The organism is Amycolatopsis sp. NPDC098790 (assembly GCF_044759945.1).
Lineage (GTDB): Bacteria > Actinomycetota > Actinomycetes > Mycobacteriales > Pseudonocardiaceae > Amycolatopsis.
In genome coordinates, this window is record NZ_JBIWAI010000006.1 from 230,672 (window position 1) to 248,249 (window position 17,578).

15 protein-coding genes are annotated in these 17,578 nt (G+C 72.7%); 14 read left to right on the plus strand and 1 reads right to left on the minus strand.

Annotation, left to right across the window (positions count from 1 at the left end; genetic code table 11):
- The first annotated feature begins 11 nt into the window (after positions 1-11).
- The 12 genes from ACIQWX_RS38290 (at position 12) to ACIQWX_RS38345 (ending at position 13,142) form a co-directional block, all read left to right on the plus strand.
- On the plus strand, positions 12-338 hold the full coding sequence (locus ACIQWX_RS38290) for a TcmI family type II polyketide cyclase (protein WP_400881857.1): 327 nt from the start codon (positions 12-14) through the stop codon (positions 336-338).
- Positions 335-1,606 (plus strand): beta-ketoacyl-[acyl-carrier-protein] synthase family protein, encoded by a 1,272-nt coding sequence (locus tag ACIQWX_RS38295; protein WP_400881859.1) that lies wholly within the window; start codon positions 335-337, stop codon positions 1,604-1,606. The genes ACIQWX_RS38290 and ACIQWX_RS38295 overlap by 4 nt, the downstream gene beginning before the upstream one ends.
- Positions 1,603-2,811, plus strand: coding sequence for a ketosynthase chain-length factor (locus tag ACIQWX_RS38300; RefSeq protein ID WP_400881861.1), 1,209 nt, complete (start codon positions 1,603-1,605; stop codon positions 2,809-2,811). Before ACIQWX_RS38295 ends, ACIQWX_RS38300 begins: the two co-directional genes overlap by 4 nt.
- A 28-nt stretch (positions 2,812-2,839) precedes the next feature.
- Positions 2,840-3,100, plus strand: a complete 261-nt coding sequence (locus ACIQWX_RS38305) for an acyl carrier protein (RefSeq protein WP_400881863.1) — start codon at positions 2,840-2,842, stop codon at positions 3,098-3,100.
- 24 nt (positions 3,101-3,124) lie between these two features.
- Positions 3,125-3,910, plus strand: a complete 786-nt coding sequence (gene fabG / locus ACIQWX_RS38310; RefSeq protein ID WP_400881865.1) for a 3-oxoacyl-ACP reductase FabG — start codon at positions 3,125-3,127, stop codon at positions 3,908-3,910.
- A gap of 21 nt (positions 3,911-3,931) precedes the next feature.
- Complete coding sequence (locus tag ACIQWX_RS38315; protein WP_400881867.1) at positions 3,932-4,867, plus strand: aromatase/cyclase; 936 nt, start codon at positions 3,932-3,934, stop codon at positions 4,865-4,867.
- Positions 4,864-7,014, plus strand: a complete 2,151-nt coding sequence (locus tag ACIQWX_RS38320; protein WP_400881869.1) for an SDR family oxidoreductase — start codon at positions 4,864-4,866, stop codon at positions 7,012-7,014. Before ACIQWX_RS38315 ends, ACIQWX_RS38320 begins: the two co-directional genes overlap by 4 nt.
- Positions 6,996-7,886: an LLM class flavin-dependent oxidoreductase gene (locus ACIQWX_RS38325; RefSeq protein ID WP_400881871.1), complete on the plus strand. Its 891-nt coding sequence runs from the start codon at positions 6,996-6,998 to the stop codon at positions 7,884-7,886. Before ACIQWX_RS38320 ends, ACIQWX_RS38325 begins: the two co-directional genes overlap by 19 nt.
- 23 nt (positions 7,887-7,909) lie before the next feature.
- Positions 7,910-9,079, plus strand: a complete 1,170-nt coding sequence (locus tag ACIQWX_RS38330) for an acyl-CoA dehydrogenase family protein (protein ID WP_400881873.1) — start codon at positions 7,910-7,912, stop codon at positions 9,077-9,079.
- 32 nt (positions 9,080-9,111) lie between these two features.
- Positions 9,112-9,882, plus strand: coding sequence for a glucose 1-dehydrogenase (locus ACIQWX_RS38335; protein WP_400881875.1), 771 nt, complete (start codon positions 9,112-9,114; stop codon positions 9,880-9,882).
- Positions 9,883-10,358: 476 nt separating this feature from the next.
- Positions 10,359-11,606 (plus strand): LuxR C-terminal-related transcriptional regulator, encoded by a 1,248-nt coding sequence (locus ACIQWX_RS38340; protein WP_400881877.1) that lies wholly within the window; start codon positions 10,359-10,361, stop codon positions 11,604-11,606.
- Between the two features lie 156 nt (positions 11,607-11,762).
- Positions 11,763-13,142 carry a LuxR C-terminal-related transcriptional regulator gene (locus ACIQWX_RS38345; RefSeq protein WP_400881879.1) on the plus strand — a complete coding sequence of 460 codons (1,380 nt, stop codon included), beginning with the start codon at positions 11,763-11,765 and terminating at the stop codon, positions 13,140-13,142.
- 52 nt (positions 13,143-13,194) lie between these two features.
- On the opposite strand, the gene ACIQWX_RS38350 is transcribed toward ACIQWX_RS38345, so the two are convergent.
- A complete protein-coding gene (locus ACIQWX_RS38350; protein WP_400881881.1) occupies positions 13,195-14,649 on the minus strand; it encodes an MFS transporter in 1,455 nt (484 codons plus the stop codon).
- Positions 14,650-14,758: 109 nt separating this feature from the next.
- Here ACIQWX_RS38350 and ACIQWX_RS38355 point away from each other — a divergent pair, with 109 nt between their 5' ends.
- Complete coding sequence (locus ACIQWX_RS38355; RefSeq protein WP_400881883.1) at positions 14,759-15,247, plus strand: MarR family winged helix-turn-helix transcriptional regulator; 489 nt, start codon at positions 14,759-14,761, stop codon at positions 15,245-15,247.
- Positions 15,248-16,288: 1,041 nt separating this feature from the next.
- Entirely contained in the window at positions 16,289-17,560 is a 1,272-nt protein-coding gene (locus tag ACIQWX_RS38360; protein WP_400881885.1) for a serine hydrolase domain-containing protein, read from the plus strand.
- The last annotated feature ends 18 nt before the right edge of the window (positions 17,561-17,578 follow it).

A 17,578-nucleotide genomic window follows, 5' to 3' on the forward strand; every position in this document is an offset into this window, starting at 1 on the left:
GAGCCACGAGCATGCACAGCAACCTGATCGTCGCCCGGATGCGGCCGGAGTCGGGCGAGGACGTGGCGCGGTTGTTCGCCGCGTTCGACACCACTGACATGCCGCACCGCATGGGCACCCTGCGCCGCCAGCTGTTCAGCTACCGCGGCCTGTACTTCCACCTGCAGGACTTCGCCGAGGAGAACAGCGGCGAGCACATCGAGGCGGCCAAGACCGAGCCGCTCTTCCAGCGGATCAGCGCCGATCTGCGGCCGTACATCGAATCCTATTCGCCGGACTGGCGCTCGCCTTCGGACGCGATGGCCACCCGGTTCTACACCTGGGAGCGGGACGCATGACACGACGCAGGGTCGTCATCACCGGGATCGGTGTGGTGGCTCCGGGGGGAGTCGGCACCAAGGAGTTCTGGACCCTGATCAGCGAGGGGCGCACCGCCACGAGGGCGCTTTCGCTGTTCGACGCGTCGGCCTACCGGTCGCGCGTCGCGGCGGAGGTCGACTTCCGGCCGGACCGGCTCGGGCTGCGCTCCGCGGAGATCCGCCGGATGGACCGGGCCGCGCAGTTCGCGGTGGTGAGCACGCGGGAAGCGCTGTCCGACAGCGGATTGGACCCGTCCGGGCTCGACCCGCACCGGATCGGCGTGGCCCTCGGCAGCGCGGTCGGGTCCACCATCGGGCTGGAGAACGAGTACCGGGTGGTCAGCGACGACGGGCGGCTGAACCTGGTCGAGCACCACTACGCCGGGCGCGAGCTGTACAACTTCTTCGTCCCCAGCTCGTTCGCGACCGAGGTCGCCTGGAGCAGCGGGGCGGAGGGCCCGAGCACGGTGGTGTCCACCGGCTGCACGTCGGGCATCGACTCGGTCGGCTACGCCGTCGAGCTGATTCGCGAAGGCACGGTGGACGTCATGGTCACCGGCGCCACCGACGCGCCGATCTCGCCGATCACCGTCGCCTGCTTCGACGCGATCAAGGCGACCACCGTGCACAACGACGACCCCGAGCACGCCTCGCGGCCCTACGACCGGTCCCGCAACGGGTTCGTGCTCGGCGAGGGCGCGGCCGGGTTCGTCCTGGAGGAGTACGAGAGCGCGCGGCGCCGCGGAGCCCACATCTACGCGGAGATCGCCGGCTACGCGTCGCGGTCCAACGCCTACCACATGACGGGGTTGCGGCCCGACGGCGTGGAGATGGCCGAGGCGATCAAGGTGGCGCTGGCCGAGGCGCGCTGCGCCCCGGAGGACGTCGACTACGTCAACGCCCACGGCTCCGGCACGAAGCAGAACGACCGCCACGAGACCGCGGCCTTCAAACGCAGCCTCGGCGACCACGCCTACGCCGTGCCGGTCAGCTCGATCAAGTCGATGGTGGGTCACTCCCTCGGCGCGATCGGCTCGATCGAGATCGCCGCTTCCGCGCTGGCGATCGAGCACGACGTCGTGCCGCCGACGGCGAACCTGCACGACCCCGACCCGGAACTGGACCTGGACTACGTCCCGCTGACCGCCCGGGACTGGCAGACCGACGTCGTGCTCAGCGTCGGCAGCGGCTTCGGCGGCTTCCAGAGCGCCATCGTGCTGGCCTCGCCGGAACGGCGGGCCGCGTGACGGCGGCGGTGGTGACCGGGATCGGGGTGCTCGCCCCGAACGGCCTCGGCACCGAGCAGTACTGGTCGGCGGTCCTCGCGGGCCGCAGCGGGATCGGCCGGGTCACCCGGTTCGACCCGGCGGGCTACCCCGTGACGCTGGCGGGCGAGGTCCCCGGGTTCGACCCCGCCGACCACCTGCCGCCGCGGCTGATCCCGCAGAGCGACCACATGACGCAGCTGGCGCTGGTGGCCGCGGACTGGGCCATCGCCGACGCGGGCGTCCGGCCCGCGGAGCTGCCGGAGTTCAGCGCCGGTGTCGTGACCGCCAGCTCCGGCGGCGGCTTCGAGTTCGGCCAGCGCGAGCTGGAAAACCTGTGGAGCAAGGGGAGCAAGGCCGTCAGCGCGTACCAGTCCTACGCCTGGTTCTACGCCGTGAACACCGGCCAGATCTCCATCCGCAACGGCATGCGCGGGTTCACCGGCGTCGTCGTCAGCGACCAGGCGGGCGGGCTCGACGCGCTCGCGCAGGCGCGGCGGCAGCTGCGGCTCGGCAGCAGGCTGATCCTCTCCGGCGGCGTCGACGGCGCGATCTGCCCGTGGGGCTGGGTCGCGCAGATGTCCTCGGACCGGATGAGCGCATCCGCGGTGCCCGACCGGGCCTACCTGCCCTTCGACGCCGGGGCCGCGGGACACGTCTCGGGCGAGGGCGGCGCGCTGCTGGTGCTCGAGGACGCCGAGTCGGCGCGGAGCCGGGGCGCCCGCGTCTACGGCGAGCTCGCCGGCTACGGCGCCACCATCGACCCGCGGCCCGGCAGCGGCCGGGAACCGGGGCTGCGCAAGGCGATCGAGCTCGCTCTCGACGACGCGGCCGTGTCGCCGACCGAGGTGGACGTCGTCTTCGCCGACGCCGCCGGGATCCCCGAGCTGGACCGGATCGAGGCCGACGCGATCGGCGACATCTTCGGCCGCGGGCAGGTCCCGGTGACCGCGCCCAAGACGATGACCGGCCGGCTCAACGCGGGAGCCGCGTCGCTCGACGTCGCGGCGGCCCTGCTGGCCATCCGCGACCGGGTCATCCCGCCGACGGTCAACGTCGCCTGCGCGCCGGACTACGACCTGGACCTGGTGACCGGCGGACCCCGGCCGGCCGGGGTCCGCGCCGCCGTCGTGCTCGTCCGCGGGTTCGGCGGCTTCAACGCGGCCGCCGTCGTCCGCGCCGCCTGAACCACCGAACCGGAAGGGAACCACCACCATGAGCCAGTCCTTCACCGTCGACGACCTCGCCCGCATCCTCCGCGAAGGCGCGGGCGAAGACGGCGGGATCGAACAATCCACTTTGGACATCTCGTTCGCCGAGCTGGGGCTGGAGTCCCTCGCCCTGCTCGAGGCGACCGTCCTCATCGGACAGCAGTTCGGCGTCGACCTCGACGACTCGGTGCTGACCGACGTCGGCACGCCGCGGGAGCTGATCCGCGTCGTGAACGAGGGCCTGGCCGCGACCGCGGTCGGCTGACCCGCCGTGACAACCGGAGGAACGATGACGCAGACGCACGAACCGGTCGCCCTGGTCACCGGGGCCACCAGCGGGATCGGCCTGGCCGTGGCCCGGCGGCTGGGCGAACAGGGACACCGGGTGTTCCTCGGCGCGCGCACCGCGGAGAACGTGACGGCGACGGTCAAGGCGCTGCGCGAAGACGGCCACGACGCCGACGGCGCCCCGATCGACGTCCGCTCCGGCGCGGACGTCACGCGGTTCGTCGAGGCCGCCGTGTCCCGCTTCGGCCCGGTCGACGTGCTGGTGAACAACGCGGGCCGCGCCGGCGGCGGGGTGACCGCCGAGATCGCCGACGAGCTGTGGGAAGACGTGCTGGAGACCAACCTCACCAGCGTCTTCCGCCTCACCCGGGAGGTGCTCACCACCGGCGGCATGCGGGACAAGGCGCGCGGCCGGATCGTCAACATCGCCTCCACGGCCGGCAAGCAGGGCGTGGTGCTGGGCGCGCCGTACTCGGCGTCCAAGCACGGGGTCGTCGGGTTCACCAAGGCGCTCGGCAACGAGCTCGCGCCGACCGGGATCACCGTCAACGCCGTGTGCCCCGGCTACGTCGAAACCCCGATGGCCCAAGGCGTGCGGGAGCGGTACGCCGACGCGTTCGGCACCACCGAGGAGGCGATCCTCGAGAAGTTCGTCGCGAAGATCCCGCTCGGCCGCTACTCCACGCCCGAAGAGGTCGCCGGGCTCGTCGGCTACCTCGTCTCGGACCTGGCCGCCTCCATCACCGCGCAGGCGCTCAACGTCTGCGGCGGTCTCGGCAACTTCTGACCCGTGGAAAGGACGAAGACGATGACCGGTGTCGGTCGCAGCAGCGAAGTCGAGCACGAGATCACCGTGGCCGCCCCGGCCGCCGCGGTCTACCGGCTGATCGCCGAAGTGGGGAACTGGCCGCGGATCTTCCCGCCGACCATCCACGTCGAGCACGTCGAGCGGGGCGAAACCGAAGAGCGCATCCGGATCTGGGCCACCGCGAACGGCGAAGTGCGGAACTGGGTCTCGCGCCGCGTACTCGATCCCGCCGCGCTGCGGATCGAGTTCCGGCAGGAGGTCTCGCCGCCGCCGATCGCGTCGATGGGCGGGGCGTGGGTGATCGAGCCGCGCGGCGAGGCCGCGTGCCGGCTGCGCCTGCTGCACGACTACCGGGCGATCGACGACGACCCGGCGGACCTGGCGGGGATCGCGAAGGCCGTCGACACCAACTCGCGCAGTGAACTCGCCGCGTTGAAGGCCAACCTGGAGGCGGCCACACGGGCGGAGGAGCTGACGTTCTCGTTCGAGGACACCGTCCGGATCGACGCTTCCGCGCAGGACGTCTTCGACTTCGTCAACGAGGCGGACCGCTGGGCCGAGCGGCTGCCGCACGTGGCTTCGGTCCGGCTCGACGAGCCGGCCCCCGGCCTGCAGACGCTGGAGATGGAGACCCGGGCCAAGGACGGCTCCACCCACGTCACGAAGTCCTACCGGGTGTGCCTCCCGGCGTACAAGATCGCCTACAAGCAGGTCACCCTGCCCGCGCTGATGGCCCTGCACACCGGGTACTGGACGTTCCGCGAGAGCGGGCCGGGCGTGCTGGCCTCGTCGCAGCACACCGTCGTGCTCAACCCGGACAACCTCGCCGACGGCATGGACGTCGAGACGGCCAAGAAGCTGGTGCGGGACGCGCTCAGCACCAACAGCACGGCGACCCTGAACCACGCCAAGTCCCACGCCGAAGCGGGCCGGTGAGCACCGCCGGGCGGACGCAGGTCGTCGTCGTGGGCGCGGGACCGGTCGGGCTGCTGCTCGCCGGCGAACTGCGGCTCGGCGGCGCGGAGGTCGTCGTGCTCGAGGCACTGGCCGAGCCGTCGGCGGAGTCGCGGGCGTCGACCCTGCACGCCCGCACGATGGAGATCTTCGACAGCCGAGGCCTGCTCGACGCGCTCGGGCGGCCGCCGTGCGACCCGCGCGGGCACTTCGGCGGCCTGCCGCTCGACCTGACGCTGCCCGGCCCGTACCCGGGGCAGTGGAAGGTTCTGCAGGCGCGGACCGCGCAGGTGCTCGAGGAGCGGGCCCGGCGCCTCGGGGCGGACGTCCGCCGCGGGCACGCGGTCGACACGCTGGTCGTGGACGGCGAGGGCGTCGAGGTCGGCGCGGCGGGGATCCGGCTGCGGGCGGACTACGTCGTGGCGTGCGACGGCGAGCGGAGCACCGTGCGGCGGCTCACCGGAGCGCGGACGACCGGCCGTGAGGCCACTTGCGAGCTGCTCCGCGGCGACGTGGCCGGGATCGAGGTGCCGGACCGCCGGTTCCAGCGGTTGCCGGGCGGGCTCGCGATCGCGGCCCGGCGGCCCGACGGCGTCACGCGCGTGATGGTCCGCGAGTTCGGCAGGCCACTGTCGCGGCGGCGGGGCGAACCGGCCTTCCGGGAGCTCGCCGACGCGTGGCGGCGCGTCACCGGCGAAGACATCGGGGCCGGGGAACCGTTGTGGGTCAACGCTTTCGACGACGCGGTGGACCAGGTGTCCCGCTACCGCGACGGCCGGGTCCTGTTCGCGGGCGACGCCGCGCACCGCCAGCCGCCCATCGGCGGCCAGGCGCTCAACCTCGGCCTCCAGGACGCGGCGAACCTCGGCTGGAAACTGGCGGCCCGAGTGGCCGGCGCGGCCGACGAACTCCTCGACAGCTACCACACCGAACGCCACCCGGCGGGCGCGCGGACGCTCGCGAACATCGCCGCCCAGGCCGGCTTGCTGTTCGGGGGGCCGGAAGTGGAGCCGCTGCGGTCGGTGCTGGCCGAGCTGATGGCGGAGCCGGCGACCCAGGCCCGCCTCGCCGGGATGGTCACGGGGTTGGACGTCCGTTACGACTTCGCCGAAGGGCTGCCCGAGGTGGTGGGCGGGCGCCTGCCACCGGGGGAGTTGGTCACGGCATCGGGCCCGGTGGAGACGGCGACGTTGTTGCGAGAGGGACGCGGACTGCTGCTCCTGCTCGGCGACGGCGACGGCGACGGTTCGGCCGGTTCGGGCGGCTCGAGGGTTTCTGGTGACCAGCCTGGTTTCGCCGGTGGTCGCGGTGGTCTCGTCGCCGGCCCCGGTGAGCACTCCACCCTGCGCCGGCTCGCCGGTGCCTGGAGCGAACGCGTCCGGGTCGTCGCCGCGCGGTCCGTTGCCGATCTGCCCTCCGCCGTGCTGGTGCGGCCCGACGGACACGTCGCCTGGGTGTCCGGCACGCCCGTGCCCGCGGAATCCGCGCTGCGGCGGTGGTTCGGCTCGCCGCGGGCCGCTCACACGCCTTTGGCGGGCAGGACCGCGCTCGTCACCGAAGCCGGGCGCGGGCCCGGCCGGGCGGTCGCACTGCGGCTGGCCGGCCGGGGTGCCCGCGTCGCGGTGCACTTCTCCGGGGAACGGGCCGAGGACAAGGAAGCCGCCGACGAGGTCGTCGCCGCGGCTGGGGGAGGGGCGCTCGCGGTGCGGGCGGACCTCGGCGATCCCGCCGCCGTGGCCGGTCTCGTCCGCGAGCTGGGCCACACGTTCGGCGGAACGCTCGACATTCTCGTCACCAGCGGAACGACGGCCGACTCGCTCCGGCTCGTCGACCGGGCGCTCGCGCTCGTGCCCGACGGCGGGCGGATCGTCACGATCGCCCCCGACGCGGACGAAACAGACGCCGTCGCCGCGGAGGTCGCCGCCGCGGCGGCCGAGGCGCTCGCGAAGGGCTTCGCCCGCCGGCTCGGGCCGCGCGGGATCACCGTCAACCACGTCATCCCCGGCGGCACCGGGAACGCGCGGCTGACCGACGTCGTCGCCGCGCTGGTGGCGGGCGACGCCCACTGGATCACCGGAACGCTCGTCGCCGCGAGCAGGGAGGACGACGGATGCTCGAAGTCGGGATAGCACTGGGGTACGGACACGCGGACGCCGAGCACCCCGGAGAGGCACTGGCGCGGGACGCCCGGCACGCCGAGGCCGCGGGGCTGGGCTCGCTCTGGACCGGCGACCAGCTCGTGTCCGCGGTCGCCCCGATGCTGGACAGCACCCTCGTCCTGGCGACCGCCGCGGCCGCCACCGAGCGCATCCGCCTCGGCTTCGCGGTCATGGTGCTGAGCCAGCGTCCGGTCGCCTGGGCGGCGAAGCAGATCGCGGGCCTGCAGCAGCTTTCCGGCGGCCGCGTGCAGCTGGGGATCGGGGTGGGCGACGAGAAGCACGGCTGGGAAGGCTTTCGCGCGGCCGGGCTCGACCACCGGACCCGCGGCAGGCGGACCGACGACGCACTCGCGGTCCTGCCGGATCTGGTGCGGGGCAAGCCCTGCGTGTTCGACGGCGAGCCGGTGCGGCTGTCGCCGGGTGCCCCGATGCCGCCGCTGCTGTTCGGCGGCCGGGCCCCCGCCGTGCGTCGGTGCCTGCGCTTCGGCGGGGACTGGATGGCGGGCATCGACGCGCCGTCCGCCGTCCTCGCCGCGCTGCCGGGGATCGCCGAGGCGGCCGGGCGTGCCGGCGTCCCCACGCCGGGCGTGGTGATCACCGTCGGGCTGGCCTTGGGCGACGTACCCGCCGACGACGTCGACCGGCAGGTCCGGATCATCGCCGGCCACGGCGTCTCCGAAGCCGCCGCCCGGGCCGCCGTGCTGACCGGCGGCGCCGAGGACGCCGCCGAGGCGCTGGCGTCGTTCGCGGCCGCGGGCGCGACCCGCGTGGTGGGCGTGCCGTTCACCGGCGGCTGGCACCGCCAGGCTGAGCTGCTCGGCGAAGCGGCCGCCCTGTCCTGATCGTTCGAACGGAAGGCAGACCGATGTCGGAAACGGAAGTCCCGACCAGGGAAGAGCTCGTGGAACGCGCGGCCAAGCTGGTCCCGCTGCTGCGCGAGCGGGCGCTCTGGATCGACGAAAACGGCAGGCTCCCGGACGAGGTGCTCGACGCACTCGCCGGGGCGGGCCTCTTCCGGATGCAGACGCCCCGCCAGTACGGCGGGTACGAGTCCGACGCGCGCACCCTCGTCGAGGTGCACGCGGAACTGGCGCGGGGCAGCGTTTCGGCGGCCTTCTGCGTCGCCGTCTACTCCCTCCAGAACTGGATGACCGGCCTGTGGGCCGACGAGGTGCTCGACGAGGTCTTCGCCCGGCCGGACGTGCGGGTCTGCGGCGGCGGCGCGCCGACCGCCACCGCGACCCGGGTCGACGGCGGCTACCGGATCACCGGGGAATGGGCCTTCACCAGCGGGGCGCGGCACAGCCACTGGAAGCTCAGCGCGGCCCGGACGGGCGGCGAGGGCGGGGTGTTCGCGCTGATGCCGATGGCCGACCTGGACCTGCGCGACGACTGGCAGACCATCGGGCTGGAGGGCACCGGCAGCGTCACGACCGTGGCGGACGACGTGTTCGTGCCGGACCACCACATCATCGACGCCGCCGAGTTCGCGGCGAACCCGTGCCGGTCGGCGGCGAACTCGGCCAAGGGCCTCTACCAGGTCCCGATCCCGGTCACCGCGACCGTCGCGATGGTCGGGGTCCTGCTCGGGGCGGCGGAGTACGCGTTGAGCAGCTTCCTGGAACGGCTCCCGGGGCGGGGCATCAGCTACACCGACCACACGAGCCAGCGCGAGGCCGGCGTGACGCACCTCCAGGTCGGCGAGGCGGCCATGCTGGTCGAGGAGGCGCAGGCGCGGGCGCACGGCTTCGCCGCGACAGTGTCGGCGAAGACGGCGGCCAGCGAACCGTGGACCGTCGCCGAGCGCATCCGCTCGCGCGTGCAGATCGGCCGGGTGGGCCAACTGGGCAAGCAGGCGGTGGAAATCCTGGCTTCGGCGAGTGGCGGGTCTTCCGTCTTCCGTGGCGTGCCGATCACCCGGATACACCGCGATATCCACGCTATGCTGCTGCACGGGTTCTTCAATCCGCAGACGAACATCGAGCTGTACGGCAGGCACCTGTGCGGTCTGGAGCCCAATACGACCTATTTCTGAGGCGCCGCTTTCCCCTGTGGAGGAGACGATCGATGGTCACCACCGGAAGCCTCTGTTCGAAGGTGGTCCTGGTGACCGGTGCGACGTCCGGGATGGGCCGGGCGACGGCGTTGCGTTCCGCGGCCGACGGCGCGCGGGTCGTGGTCGCGGGGCGCAACGAAGAAGCGGGCGAAGAAACGGTTTCGGTGATCCGGGAAAAGGGCGGAACCGCGTTCTTCGCCCGGTGCGACGTGACCGCGGAATCGGATTGCGCGGCCTTGGTCGAGCGCGCGCTGAGCGCCTACGGGAACCTCGACTGCGTGTTCAACAACGCGGGTGTCCTCGGGGCGAAGGGGCTGCTGACCGAAATCGACACCGCCGACTGGTGGAGTGAGGTCGAGGTCAACCTCGGCGGCGTCTACCTGGGCATGAAGCACCAGATTCCGGCACTGGTGGCGGGCGGCGGCGGCGCGATCGTGAACAACGCGTCGCTGCTCGGCGTGCGGGGCACGCCCCGTGCGTCGGCGTACGTGGCCGCGAAGCACGGGGTCGTGGGCCTGACCAAGGCTGCCGCACTGGAGTTCGCCGCCCACGGGGTGCGGGTCAACGCACTGGTGACGGGCCCTGTGGACACCCCGGCGCTGACCTCGACCAGCGGGCACGTGGACCGCGTCGCGATCGTCGCCGACGCCGCGGCCCACACCCCGGTGGGCCGGGTCGGCGAGCCCGGCGAGGTCGCCGCGTTCACCGCGTTCCTCTTCAGCGACGAGGCGAAGTTCATCACGGGCGCGGCGCTCGCCGTCGACGGCGGGATGTCCGCGTGAGGGAGTAGCCGCGGGCGCGGTTACCATCGGCGAGCGCGCGCCGCAACCGCCGATCCGTCTGTTCCGCGCGGCACCCGGCGTGTTTCTGTCAACCGATTGGCGTTATTGTTTTGCGCTCCGCGAAATGCATTGTGGCCGTCACCTGATGGACACTCCAGTCGGCTGCTGGTAATATTCCCACCGAGGCCGGGATAGGTTGGCGCGGGGGGCGCGGTGTGGTGAGTTCGTCCCCTTTCGCCCGTCCCGGAAGCCGGGCGCCGGGTGTGCTCCGGCGGCCACAGGGGAGGGGGCTCATGACTTGCGGCCATGACCAGGTGGAGGCATTGTTCGAGGCGTCTTCGGCGGCGATTTCCCCGGTTCGGGCGATTCCCGGGGGTATCCGGCACGTGCCGTGGCCGAGACGCCGGGAACACGCTTCGCGCGCCGTCCGGCCGACAATGGGGGAACACCCCGGTGCGGGTCACCGGACCGGGCCGGTGCTTTTCGGGCAGCTGTTCGGGCATTCGGGTTGCGCCGACGGCGGGGAATGCCCGCACCCGGCGTACGGCGACTGCGCGGCCGCGCAAGCCGCTCGGCTGACGGCGGGCGGGGTGAACTGGGTCCCGGCGGTGTCCCTCGCCGAGCAGGCATTGTCCGAACCGGACTGCCTCCGGCACCTGGGCTGCGCGGGCCAGGCGCTGCTCACCCTCGTCGCCTCGGACAACCTGCCCCTGGCGGACGAGCACTGCTCGCGGCTGACGGCGATGGCGCACTGGCGCGGCTCGCCGGCCGCCGGGCAGGTGTTCGCGTTGGTGCGCGGCCGGATCTGCCACGTCGTCGGCGACCCGGAGGGTGCGCTGGCGCACTACGGCGAAGTGCTGGCGTCGGAGCCGCGCGGGGCCACCCTGGCCACCGCGGTGGCCTGGCTCGCGGAGTCCCTGGTCGGGCTCGGGCGCGTCGAGGCGGCGGAAATCCTGGTGGCGGACCGGGAATTGGCCGGGCCGCTGCCGGGATCGACACCGGGGCGCGCCCAGCTGCACGCGGCTCGCGGTGCGATCGCGGTCGCCGGCGGCCGGTTCGCCGACGGGCTGGCCGAGTACAGCGCCTGTGGCCGTGACCTCGCCGCCCGGCGGGTCACGAACCCCGCGGTCGTCCCGTGGCGGGCCCCGGCGGCGCTCGCCGCGCTCGCCTGCGGTGACGTCGAACTGGCGAAAACCCTGGGGTGCCAGGAACTCGCGGCGGCCCGGAAGTGGGGTGCGCCCGCCGGTATCGGCCGCGCCCTCTCGGTCACCGCGCTGGCCCACGGCGGCAGCTACGCGGCCGATCGGGCCGGTGAGGCCATCAGCCTCCTGGAACTCGCCCACGCACGCCGGGAACTGCCGCGTGCGCTGACCATCCACGGCAAGCTCCTGCACGACCGCAACAACACCGGGGGTTCCCGCAAGCAGCTGCGCCGCGCGGTCGTCGTCGCCCGCGAGTGCGGGGACCGCTACTGGGAAGGCGAAGCGGCCGCGGCGCTGCGCCTCGTGGTCGAGCCGAAGAAGCTGAGCCGGCAGGAGAGCGAAGTCCTGAAGCTGGCGAGCGCCGGCTACAGCAACGACGAGATAGCCGAGAAGCTCTCGCTGGCCCGGCGGACCGTCGAGTTCCACCTTTCGTCGATCTACCGGAAACTGGGCATATCCGGCCGTCGCGAGCTGCCTTCGTCGGCCGAACTGTGCTTCGAGGTCGTGGGCTCCGCGCGCTGAGCCCTGGCCGGCGCGGCCGCGGCCGTCCAGCCGACGCGATCTCCACCGACGTGCCCCCTTTCGCAGTGTGGCGAACCCTTCGCGCCCGAGCAGTGCGGGCACGTGAGCGGGGGCGCGGTCCGCCCTGGGTCATCGTCACAGAAGGGACCGTTCGTCATGGACGGGCACTACATCACGGCCGCGGGGGAGCGCCGCGCCGAACTCGCCCACCACGCCCGCTGGGCCGCTGCCGGCGACGTCGTGCGGGAGGTTCTCGGCCAGGCACCGGAACCGGGCGTCGGCCGCGCCCCGGCCCTGCCGAGCCTGGTCTACCTGCCCGGCGGACCGGGGACGGGCGAGCCGGGTGACGAGCGGGCGAGCCCGCCCGGCGCTCGCGGCCGCGCGGCCGAGGCGCTGATGCTGGCCAACCGGGGCGTGCGCCGGTCGGAGGCGGTCGCGCTGGCCATGCGTTCGCTGGAGGAGTCGGGCGGCCGCGACGTCACCTCCTTCCGGTGCGCCCTCATGACGTTGATCTACGCCGACGAGCTGGCGGGGGCCGAGCGGGCGTGCGCGGAGGCGACTTCCTCGGAGTTCTGGACGCGCACCGCCGAGCGCCGCGACGTGCTGGCGCTCGTACGCGGGCGGATCCTGGCCCGGACGGGCGCGCTACGGGAAGCGGCGATCCTGCTGGCGAAAGCCGCAGCGGGCGGCGCCTGCCGACGGCTCGCCGTCGCCTGGCTCGTCGAGGTCCTCGTGGAACTCGGCGAGGTCGTGGAGGCGACCGATCTGCTGCACGTCCACGGCCTGCTCGGGCCGATCCGCGACGACGGCGACCGCACGGCGATCCTGGCCGCGCGGGGTGCGCTGGCGCTCGCCACCGGCCGGTTCGACAGCGGCCTCGACGACTTCCTCACCTGCGGCCGGGCCCTCGGCGACTGGGGTGTGTTCAACCCGGCCGTGGTGCGCTGGCGGTCGCCCGCAGCGTTGTGCGCTTCCGCGCTGCACCACCGCGACCTCGCGGTTTCCCTGGCGCAGCAGGAACTCTTCCACGCCGGTGCGTGGGGGACGGCGTGGACCCGTGCGACGGCCCTGCACGCGCTCGGCCTCTCCCGCTGCGACGAATCCGGGATCCGGCACCTGCGTGAAGCCGCCGCGAAGATCTTCGACGGGGCCACGCGGACCGAGCAGGTGCGGGTCTGCTTCGACCTCGGCGTTTTCCTCTGGCGGCGGTTTTCCTTCGAGGAGGCGGAAAAGGCACTCGTGCTGGCGCGGGACCTGGCCGACGCCGCCGGCAGCGGGATCTGGGCGGACCGGGCCCGCGCCGCGGTGCGGCAGGTGAGGCGGGCCGGTGACGCGCCGACCGTCACCGACAGCGAAGCCCGGATCGGCAGCATGGCGCGGGCCGGCCTGAGCAACAAGGAAATCGCCGAGCGGGCGAACCTCACCGTGGGCACGGTGGAGCAGCACCTGTCGAGCGTGTACCGCAAGCTGGGCATTCCCGGCCGCTCCGATCTGGTCTACGCCATGACCGATCCCTGCTTCGCCGTCGGCGGCTGAGAGGCTCACCGGAGGCCCGCTGGGGGACGGGGCTCCGGTGAGCCGGGTGCCGTCAGTGCGCCTCCGGCTGCACTTCGGGCCGTACCTCCGCCGGCGTCTCGGTCATGCCGAAGCGCCGGGGGACCAGGACCACCGCGGCCAGGATCGCCAGCACCACGAACACCGTGCTGCCGACGTACGCCAGGTGGAACCCGGACGCGGCCGCGTCGAGGCGGGCGGTGCCCGAACCTTCCAGGTCGGCCGTGCGGGTGGCCGCGACCGTGGCGAGGACCGCCGTGCCCATCGCGGAGCCGATCTGAAGCGTCGTGTTCACCAGGCCCGAGGCGACGCCGGCGTGTTCGGGTGAGCCGGCGGACATGCCCGCGCCGACCACCGCCGGGACCGCCGCGCCCATGCCGATACCGGCCAGGAGCAGCGCCGGCAGGACGTCGGTGAAGTAGTTGCCGTCGACCGGCACCCTGGCCAGCAGCACCAGGCCGAGCGCCGCGATCAGCATGCCGCCCGCGAGCACCTTGCGGGCGCCGATCTTCGCGATCAGGCGCGGGCCGAAACCGAGGGACACCAGCGCGTTCGCGACCGGGGTGGGCAGGAAGGCGAAGCCGGTCGCCAGCGCGTCGAGGCCCAGGACCTGCTGCAGGTACAGGGCCGTCAGGAACTGGAAGCCCATCATGCCCGCGACCAGCAGGACCATGACGATGTTCCCCGCGGTCACCGGGCGAGCGCGGAACAGCCCGAGCGGCAACAGCGGCGTCGCGGCTTTCGCTTGGCGCACCACGAAAGCGACGAGCAGTACGACGGCCGCGGCGAACAGCGACCAGCGGCGAGCGGGTGCCCCGGTGTCGACGATGACGTAGACCAGCAGCATCGCGCCGGCGGTGACCAGCACCGCGCCGAGCACGTCGATCCCGGCGCGCAGGCCCGCGCCCCGGTCGCGCTCGAGCAGGGCGAACGACGCCGCCACCACGACGATGCCGATCGGCACGTTGACCAGCATCGTCCAGTGCCAGGACAGGCCCTGGGTGAGCACGCCGCCGAGGATCATGCCGATGGACGCGCCGCCGGCCTGCACGAAGCTGAACAGACCGAGCGCCTTGCCCTGCTCGCGCTGCTCGGGGAAGAGCGTGACGATCATGCTCAGCACCACGGACGAGGCGAGCGCGCCGCCCGTCCCCTGGACGAACCGGAAGACGATCAGCATCACCTGGTCGGTCGCGAGGCCGCAGGCCAGCGACGCCAGGGTGAACACGAACAGCCCGATCAGGAAGACGCGCCGCCGTCCGACGAGGTCGCCGAGCCGGCCGGACAGCAGCAGCAAGCCGCCGAACGGGACGAGGTAGGCGTTCACCACCCAGGCGAGGTTCGGGGGCGAGAACCCGAGGTCGGACTGGATCGACGGCAGCGCGACGACCACGATCGTGCCGTCCAGCACGACCATCAGCGAAGCCAGGCACAGCACCACGAGCGCCAGCTGCCGCGATTTGCCGCCCTGCCGGGCGAGTTCGGACATGGGGAGGGACCTCCGGTATCGGCACCTGCTCGCACGCAGATGCTCTTCTGGTCAGATCGTCTGTTGTGCAGATTATCTGACTCAAGCCGGGGTGCGCTAGCCTTGGGGGGTGACTGAATCGGTTGCCGCCCCCGCGGCCGGCAGGCTGCCCGTCGGCCTGGAGGACAACCTCGGCTGGCTGCTGGCCCAGACCTGCCGGGCGCACGGATCCGTGCTGGAGCGCGCACTGGCGGAGATCCCCCACGGCCTGCGCGGCTTCCAGGCGCTGTGCGGAGCGGTCCACGGCAGCGCGCGCAACCAGGCCGAACTGGGCAGGCAGCTGGACATCGACCGGACCGTGATGGTGTACCTGATCGACGACCTCGTGGCGGCGGGCCTGGTGGAGCGCGCGGTCGACCCAGCGGACCGCCGCAACAAGCTGATCCGCGGCACGGCGGCCGGCTTGGTGCGCTTGGAGGAGACGAAGGCCGCGATCGTCGCCGCCGAGGCCGCGGTGCTCGGGCCGCTCGACGACGCGGAGCAGGGGAAGTTCCGGGACATGCTGCGCCGGGTGGTCGCGCACCACTTGGCTGCTGCCGGGGACGAGACCGCGGAGTAGCGCTCAGGCGGTCGCGGTGCCGGGTGCGGGAGGGGCGCCCTCGGCTGGCAGGTGACGAGCGGCCTTGCTCGGTCCGGGATCAACGCGGGTGGCGCCGCCCACACTTGTGTGAAGCAGCCTGCGGGAACGGCCCGCGGCGTCGGCGTCCGGAGGTGCCGAGTTCGAATGCGTTCCGCCGTGCGCTGAGTTCATCCCGGCACCCGCTGAATCCCTTGCGTTGGCGGGAATTGGCTGCGTTCGGAGCACCTTGGAGTCGTGTGCCCAATAGCACGCGACATTCGCCGGTTGCTCAGCACGTGAAACGACTTGACTCCGCGGTACGCCCACCTCGTGGCCCCACTGCGACGGGCCCGGTAAGGGCCGAAAGTCGGGAAAATACGTCGCCGGATTTCGTTACAGGTCAATCGTGTGATCGTGAAAATAGCTTTTCTCGCATTCTGAGAGCCTGTGACACATATCCCAGCAAGTGTTCGGTGCACACGAGAATGCACGTGCGTCCCATCTTGCGATCCGGTTTGACGAGCCGGATAACGGGCGTATCTCCGCAGTTCCGGACCTTGCCCGACAATGTGGTGATGATCCTTTTCGAAATGAACTCCGCTTGACCCGCGCGCGGCTGCGATTCGGGCGTTTGAGAGCCGATGGCGCTGGGAAGACTGCATCGGCGGCAGCGCTGCCGCAGGTGCCGAGACGGCGGGGAGCTCGGGCGAAGGGAGCAGGGGCGAAAGGGCAGCTCGGCTGGTCGGCGCGGCGCTTGTCGTGTTGTGGATTCGTGCTGCCCGATTGTGGTATCCGATCCGGTCGTCGGTGGTTCACCTTCCGGAATGGTGCCGGTAATGTCGCGACGGGGCGTGGTCGTGAATGCGGATCGGGCGCCGATCGAATCCCACTATTGGCGGTACTGACGATCACGGTGCGCGCGGCAGCGTAAGTGTTCCAGCCGGGCGCGGAGTCGCAGGCTGACGGGGGACGACAACGGTGCGGTGCGGGGTGCACGCAATTCCCGGCATGGCCGACGAGAAGCTCGAAAGGTTCGCTCATATGCAGTCCGACAGAGATGTCCTCGACCGGCGGGCAGGCACCCGGCCGGTGCCGGCCGCCCGGCTGGACGCGCTCCTCACCGGGCTCGCCCGCCGCTACCGGGTGCCGGGGGCGCAGCTCGCGGTGTGGCAGGGTGACGAAGCCGCGGTGGTCCAGACCGGGGTCCGGCGCCACCACGAAAACGGGGCGATGCTCGCCACGTCCGCGGTGCCGGTGGGCTCGATCACCAAGCTGGTCAGCGCGACGCTCGTGATGGCGCTCGTCGCGGACGACGACCTCGACCTCGACGAACCCGTCGGCGACGTCCTCGGCATCGGGCTGCCCGCCGCGCTGACCACCCGGCGGCTGCTGAGCCACACCGGCGGCCTCCCGTCCGACCCGGCCGACCTCGCCGGCTCGGTGCTGAGAGAAGTGCGCGGCGCCGCGCCCGTCTGTCCACCCGGGACGGCTTTCTCGTACTCCAACCTCGGTTACGCGCTGGTCGGCGAGGTGATCGAGGAGGTCACCGGGATGGGCTGGCGCGAGGCGGCCGAGGCGATCGTGCTGCGTCCGCTGAAGATCGACGCCGTCTTCGTCGACGACCCGCGGGTCGTGTCCGGGCACGCCGTCGACCGGCCGGTCGCGCAGATCCTGCCGCCGATGCTCGACCCCGCCGGAGCGCTCGCGATGAGCGCCGCCGACCTCGTCTCCCTCGGCCGGGTCCACCTCGGGAAGCCGGGCCTGCTCGACGTCGTCACCGCGGCCGACATGCACCGGCGGGTCCCGGCGGCCGAGCCGTTCGGCCTGGCCGACGGCTGGGGACTGGGCATCGCGCACTTCGGCGACGACGGCACCGGCTGGCTCGGCCACGACGGCACCGCCGACGGCACCTCCTGCCACCTGCGGATCGACCAGGCCGGCGCCTGCGTGGTCGCGCTGACCACCAACGGCACCACCGGCGTGGACCTGTGGCACGCGCTCGCCGCCGAGCTCGCCGAGCTCGGCATCGACGTCCCGTCACGCGCCGCCCAAGCCACCGCGCGGACGCGCGAGGTTCCGGTACCGCCGGGCGACTTCGGCACGTACCGCAACGGAGCCATCGACTACGTGATCACCGCCGACCGCCTCGTCGTCGACGGCGAAGTGTTCCCCGAGCTGGTGCTCCACGACGACCGGACGTTCACCGTCCGCGACCCGGCGACCGGCCGGGTCACCCCGTGCGGCCGGTTCCGCGGGGAGCCCGGTGCCGCGGCCGCGGTCGAAATCGGCGGCCGCCTGGCCGGGCGCCGCTGAAGCAACCCCCTCTCCCTC